Below are 6,048 nucleotides of genomic sequence, written 5' to 3' on the forward strand. Positions count from 1 at the left end.
CCGGCGCCGTCACGAGGCCCCGCCGCGCTGCGCGTCATGACTCGGTCGCTGCGCTCACTGAGGCCGTCTCGACCGCGGTCAACGCGGCCAACGGCGGCGCGATCCGCTCGGCGTCGCCGAGCACCACGGTGACCGCCCGCGCCGGGGCGAGGTAGCGGGCCGCCGCCTCGGCGACGTCGGCGACGGTGGCCTTCGCCAGCCGGGCCGCGTGCTCGGCCAGGAAGTCGAGCCGCAGCCCGTTGCCGGCGTACGCGCTGGTCAACGCGGCCAGGCCGGCCTGGGTGGACATGCCGAGCTGAAGCGTGCCCAGCGCGTACTGCCGGGCCTGCTCGAGCTCCTCCTCCTTCGGCGGCACCGAGGCCAGCCGGCCCAGCTCGTACGTCGTCTCCAGCAGCGCCGGTCCGGTCACCTCGGTCGCCACCTCGGCGGCGGCGACCAGCACCGACCCGGCCACCGAGTGTTCGACCAGCGAGTGCGGGCCGTACGTGTAGCCCTTGTCCTCGCGGATGTTCTCCACCCACCGGGAGGAGAAGTAGCCGCCGAAGATCAGGTTGGCCAGTTGCAGCGCCGCGTGGTCCGGGTGGGTGCGGGGCACCGCCGGCAGCGCCACCCGCAGCGACGACTGCACCGACCCCGGCCGGTCGACCAGCAGCAGCGGTCCCGGCTCCAGCGGCGGGGCGGGCGGCAGGTCGACCTCCCGGCCACCACCGGTCCAGTCGCCCAGCGCCTTCTCGGCCGCGTCCAGCGCCCGCTCCGGCTGCACGTCGCCGACCAGCACCAGCACCGCCCCGGCCGGGTGTACCCGCTCGCCGTGCAGGCTGCGCAGCGCGGCCGGACGGACCGCACGGACCTGCTCCGGCTCGGGCGTCTGGAGCGCGTACGGGTGCCGGCCGTAGACCCGCTTGAGCAGGGCCTCCCGGGCCAGGTGCGCGGGCTGGCTCTGGGCGACCTGGATCCGGTCGACCAGCCGGTCGCGCTCGGTGCCCACCTCGTCCTTCGGATAGCTCGCCGAGGTCAGCACGGCGGCGAGGATCTCCAGCATCCGGTCCAGCCCGGTGACCAGGCTGGTGCCGGAGAGCATCAGCCGGTCCGGGTCGACGCCGGCGGCGAGCCCGCCGCCGACCTTCTGCAGCTCGGCGGCGATCTGCACGCTGGTCATCGCGGGCGTCCCGGAGAGCAGGGTCTGCGCGAGCATCACGCCGCGGGCCAGGTGGGCCCGCCCGAACGGCACCCACAACCGCAGTTCGACCAGCGGCACCGCCGGGCGGCGCACCGCGATCACGGTGAGGCCGTTGGCCAGCGTGCGCTCGGCCTGCTTCGGCAGCTTGAGCTTGCGATTCGGGCCCAGCGCCGGCAGCGTCCGCGGCCCCGGCTCAACCATTGCCGTCATCGGGCCTCCTTCGTTCGCGACTGCGGGGCTCGCAAACCCAGCTCACTCCTCGCGCTCACCGGGCACCTCCGGCGATGACCTCGATGGACGCGCGGCGCTCCGGCCGCAGGGTGGCGGCCGCGGCGCGTACCTGTTCCTCGGTGACCTCGCCGACCAGCCGTGGCAGCTCGTTGAGCAGCCCGGGCTCGCCGCGTTGCTGCTCCAGCACCGCCATCCGCAGCGCCCGGCCGAGCACCGCATCGGTGTCGCGCAGCAGGTGGGTGCCCATGCGGGCCTGGGTGCGGGCCAGCTCGCCCTCGGTCAGCCCGTCGCTGGCCAGCCGGTCCAGTTCCTCGTCGACGGTGCGCAGCACCTTGTCCACGTCGCCGCCGGGCGGCAGGTGCGCCTGGAGGAGCAACGCCGTCGGGTCACGGACGTCGAACGGGTCGCCCATGAAACCCAGGTAGCCGCCGACGCTGGTGACCGCCCGGTCCCGCAGCACCAGCCGCTCCACCAGCCGGGACGCGTCGCCGTCGGTGAGCACCTCGGCCAGCACCACGTAGGGCAGGTAGCCGACGAAGTCGGTGATCGGGTCCGGCACCCGCCAGGCGCCGGCCACCGCCGGCAGCGGCGCCAGCCGGTCGGTGTACGAGGTGCGCCGCTCAGCGGTGAGGTCGGGTTCGGTGAAGTCGGGACGCTGCGGCGCGGGCCGGGCCGGTACGTCCCCGAAATGCCGCTCGATCAGCCCGGTCGCCTCGGCCACGTCGATGTCGCCGCTCACCGCCAGCACCGCGTTGCCGCTGGCGTAGTAGCGCCGGAAGAAGTCCGCAGCGTCGGCGACGGTGGCCGACTCCAGGTCGTCGAAGGAGCCGTAGCCGTCGTGCGCGTTGGCGAAGGTGTCGAACATGACCGGAGGCAGGGTCAGCCAGGGGAAGCCGCCGTACGGCCGGTTGAGCACGTTGACCCGGATCTCCTCCTTGACCACGTCGACCTGGTTGCGCAGGTTCTCCTCGGTCAGCCGGGGGCCGCGCATCCGGTCGGCCTCCAGGAAGAGCGCCCGTTCCAGCGCGTTGCTCGGCAGGGTCTCGAAGTAGTCGGTGTAGTCGAGGTGGGTGGAGCCGTTGAAGGTGCCCCCGGCGCCCTGCACGTGCCGGAAGTGGGCCAGCTTCTCCAGGTTCTCCGAACCCTGGAACATCAGGTGCTCGAAGAGGTGGGCGAAGCCGGTACGCCCCTCCGGTTCGGAGCGGATGCCGACGTCGTAGACCACGGCGACCCCGATGACCGGGGCGCTGCGGTCCGGGGTGAGGACCACCCGCAGGCCGTTGTCGAGGGTGAACCGCTCGACCGGGTACTTCGTCGCTGGAATTCTCGATCTCCGCGCCGCCACGGGATCGACCCTAGCGCGTCGGCACCGTCGCCACCGGCGACCTCCGGTGAGCAGCCGCGACCGGGGCCGTCACCAGGGGCAGCACCTCGGCGCCGACCCGCTCGGCCTCCTCCCGGTGCGGCCAACCGGAGAGCACGAACTCGTCGACGCCGAGCCCGGCGTACTCGTCGATCCGGGCGGCGACCTCGGCGTAGCTGCCGACCAGCGCGGTGCCGGCGCCCTCGCGGACCAGACCGACCCCGGCCCAGAGGTTCGGCGCGACGGTGAGCCCGTCGGCGCTCCCGCCGTTCAGGGCGGCCATCCGGGCCTGCCCGACCGAGTCCATCCGGCGGAACCGCGCCTGGGCGGCGGCGATCCGTTCCGGACTCATCCCGGCCAGCAGCCGGTCGGCCTCGGCCCACGCCTCGGCGGCGGTGGCCCGGGCGATGACGTGCAGCCGGATCCCGGTCCGCAACTGCCGGCCGTGCTCGGCGGCGAGCGCGCGGATCCGGGCCACCCGGGCGGCGATCGCGGTCGGGGGTTCGCCCCACATGAGGTACACCTCGGCGTGCCGGGCGGCCACCGCCTCGGCTGCCGGGGAGGCACCGCCGAAGTAGACCGGCGGCGGGTCGGTCAGCGGGTTGGCCAGGCCGCCGCCGGCGATCTGGTAGTGCGCGCCGGTGAAGTCGAACGGCTCGCCGCGCCAGCAGCGGCGGAGCACGTCGAGAAACTCGCCGGTACGCGCGTAGCGGGCGTCGTGCGGCAGGAAGTCGCCGTACGCCCGCTGCTCGGCCGGGTCGCCGCCGGTGACGACGTTGATCGACAGTCGGCCGCCGGAGACCGCCTGGAACGCCTCGGCCTGCTGGGCGATCAGGGTGGGCAGCGCGAAGCCGGCCCGGACCGCGACGAGCATGCCGAGCCGCTCGGTGTGCTGGGCGACGGCGGCGCAGACGATCCACGGGTCGGGGCAGCCCGCGCCCACCGGGGTGAGCACGGCCGCGAAGCCGCCCCGCTCGGCGGCCCGACCGACCTCGGCCAGGTAGGCGACGGTCGCGGCGCGGTCGTGCCTGGCCGCGCCGGCCGTGACGGTCGCCGCGCCCACCTGGTCGCCGTCGCCGGAGGTGGGGAGAAACCAGTGGAAGGTCATGCGTCGCCTCTCTCCAGCCAGCGCGACAGGAGTGGTAATCCTATCGAGCCGGTAGGAAAGACCGACATAGCCGAGATCGAATCGTCCCGGCATCTGGATGACGGAGAAGAGACCCGGGCCGACTGCCGGACAGCAGGGCGTGGTCGGACCGGTGCCCCGCCGGCCCGACCACACCACGCACGACCCGACCCGGCGCACCCTGGCGGACGCGACGGCTCGACGGGCCTCGACGGCCGGTCAGCCGGCTCGCGTACCTGCCGGGGCGGCGCCCGGATCACCCGGGCCGTGCAGCTCCACCAGGCCGGCGGGAGCAGACCCGGCCGGGGTGGCGTGCCAGGGCGTGAAGGCCGCGACCATGGCGAGCAGCAGTCCGGCGACGGCGACCGCGAGCACCATGAGCAGCTCGCGCAGTGCCGCGCCGGAGTCCACGTCGCCCACCATGGTCACCCCTCCCGCGCCGGGCCCCCCGCCCGACGACGTCCCCAGGGCAGCTTCGACCAGGCCGGTACGACCCCGCAGTCGCCCACCCGACGCACCGGATGCTGATTACCGACTCAGTCAACCGGTGCGGCGGCGCGGGACGAGGTCAGCCGCGGGCGTCAGGCGATACGCGGCCGGCGCGGCCGACGGGACCGGCCCGAGGCGCGGTGCGCCGGCCGGCCGACGTTCGAGGTGCCGTCGGTGCTCGTCGCGGTGCCACGACCACCCGAGGCGCGCTTGGCCGCGGGCGCCGGGGGCGCGGCGATGGTCACCGGCACGCCGGAGGGCTCCCGGGCACCGGTCACCCGCACCAGCGCGGCCTCGTCGGAGCGCACCTGGACCGACTCCGGGCGGATGCCGGCCGTGGCCATCAGCCGGGACACGTCGCGGCGCTGCTCCGGCAGGACCAGGGTCACCACCGTGCCGGACTCCCCCGCCCGGGCGGTGCGGCCACCCCGGTGCAGGTAGTCCTTCGCCTCGGTCGGCGGGTCCACGTTGACCACCAGGTCCAGCCCGTCGACGTGGATGCCCCGGGCCGCCACGTCCGTGGCGACCAGGACGCTCACCTGCCCGTTGCGGAACTGCTCCAGGATCCGGGTGCGCTGCGGCTGCGACTTGCCGCCGTGCAGCGCCGCGGCGCGTACCCCCTTGGAGAGCAGCTGGCGGGCGAGCCGGTCGGCGCGGTGCTTGGTACCCATGAACAGGATGGTGCGGCCCTCACGGGCGGCGATGCGGGTCAGCGCGGCGGGCTTGTCCACCGCGTCGACGTGCAGCACGTGGTGGGTCATCGCGCTGACGGTGGCCGTGCCCGGGTCGACCGAGTGGGTCACCGGGTTGCTCAGGAAGCGACGGACCAGGCGGTCGACGCCGCCGTCCAGGGTCGCCGAGAAGAGCATCCGCTGCCCCTGCGGGGCGACCTGCTCCAGCAGCTTCGTGACCTGCGGCAGGAAGCCCATGTCGGCCATCTGGTCGGCCTCGTCCAGCACGGTGATCTCGACCTGGTCGAGACGGGCGTCGCCGCGGTTGATCAGGTCGTGCAGCCGACCGGGGGTGGCCACCACGACCTCGGCGCCGGCGCGCAGCGCGTCCGCCTGGCGCTGGAGCGAGAGGCCGCCCACCACGGTCGCGCAGCGCAGCCCGACGGCGCGGGCGTACGGGGCGAGCGCGGTGGTGACCTGCTGGGCCAGCTCACGGGTCGGCACCAGCACCAGTGCCAGTGGACGGCCCGGGCGGGCCCGGTGACCGGTGGTGCGGTGCAGCAGTGCGAGCCCGAAGGCGAGGGTCTTGCCGGAGCCGGTGCGGCCCCGGCCCAGCACGTCCCGGCCGGCGAGCGAGTCGGGCAGGGTGGCGGACTGGATCGGGAACGGCGCGGCGATGCCCTGGGCCGACAGTGCGGCGAGCAGGTTCGGCGCCAGGCCGGTATCAGCGAATGACGGCATGACGGTAGTCACAAGGGAGCCTTCCTCGAGGCGGCACGTGTCGAGGAAGGCGCCGAGCGGCGCTGCCACCGGCGCAGCCGAGCTGCGGGTGGTCACAAGCACGAACCGAAGGGGGTACGGGGGCCGGGCCCCCCCCCCCCCCCCCCGGGCCGCCCCCCCCCCCACCCCCCCCGGGGGGGGGGGGGTGGGGGGGGGGTTGGCCACCTGGCGTGCGGGGGGGTGTTGGACCCCGGCCGGGCCGTTGGGC

5 protein-coding genes are annotated in these 6,048 nt (G+C 74.9%); all 5 read right to left on the bottom strand.

Going from position 1 to position 6,048, the window contains the following annotated elements; all coding sequences use genetic code 11:
• Nucleotides 1–34: 34 nt before the first annotated feature.
• The 5 genes from ACIBBA_RS32780 to ACIBBA_RS32800 all read right to left on the bottom strand — a co-directional run bounded on the left by ACIBBA_RS32780 (nucleotide 35) and on the right by ACIBBA_RS32800 (nucleotide 5,813).
• Complete coding sequence (locus ACIBBA_RS32780; RefSeq protein WP_396702660.1) at nucleotides 35–1,390, bottom strand: M16 family metallopeptidase; 1,356 nt, start codon at nucleotides 1,388–1,390, stop codon at nucleotides 35–37.
• A gap of 55 nt (nucleotides 1,391–1,445) precedes the next feature.
• Complete coding sequence (locus ACIBBA_RS32785) at nucleotides 1,446–2,756, bottom strand: M16 family metallopeptidase (protein WP_396702662.1); 1,311 nt, start codon at nucleotides 2,754–2,756, stop codon at nucleotides 1,446–1,448.
• A 10-nt stretch (nucleotides 2,757–2,766) separates the two neighbouring features.
• Complete coding sequence (locus ACIBBA_RS32790) at nucleotides 2,767–3,882, bottom strand: LLM class flavin-dependent oxidoreductase (RefSeq protein ID WP_396702664.1); 1,116 nt, start codon at nucleotides 3,880–3,882, stop codon at nucleotides 2,767–2,769.
• Between the two features lie 237 nt (nucleotides 3,883–4,119).
• Complete coding sequence (locus ACIBBA_RS32795; RefSeq protein WP_357051324.1) at nucleotides 4,120–4,323, bottom strand: hypothetical protein; 204 nt, start codon at nucleotides 4,321–4,323, stop codon at nucleotides 4,120–4,122.
• A 158-nt stretch (nucleotides 4,324–4,481) separates the two neighbouring features.
• Nucleotides 4,482–5,813 carry a DEAD/DEAH box helicase gene (locus ACIBBA_RS32800; RefSeq protein WP_396702666.1) on the bottom strand — a complete coding sequence of 444 codons (1,332 nt, stop codon included), beginning with the start codon at nucleotides 5,811–5,813 and terminating at the stop codon, nucleotides 4,482–4,484.
• Nucleotides 5,814–6,048 lie beyond the last annotated feature (235 nt).

The sequence above is a fragment of the Micromonospora sp. NPDC051006 genome (assembly GCF_044456245.1).
GTDB lineage: Bacteria > Actinomycetota > Actinomycetes > Mycobacteriales > Micromonosporaceae > Micromonospora.

Bases quoted from the DNA above. Each gene is read 5' to 3' on its own strand.
- ACIBBA_RS32780 (WP_396702660.1), bottom strand. From the start codon at position 1,390: ATGACGGCAATGGTTGAGCCGGGGCCGCGGACGCTGCCGGCGCTGGGC.
- ACIBBA_RS32790 (WP_396702664.1), bottom strand. From the start codon at position 3,882: ATGACCTTCCACTGGTTTCTCCCCACCTCCGGCGACGGCGACCAGGTG.
- ACIBBA_RS32795 (WP_357051324.1), bottom strand. From the start codon at position 4,323: ATGGTGGGCGACGTGGACTCCGGCGCGGCACTGCGCGAGCTGCTCATG.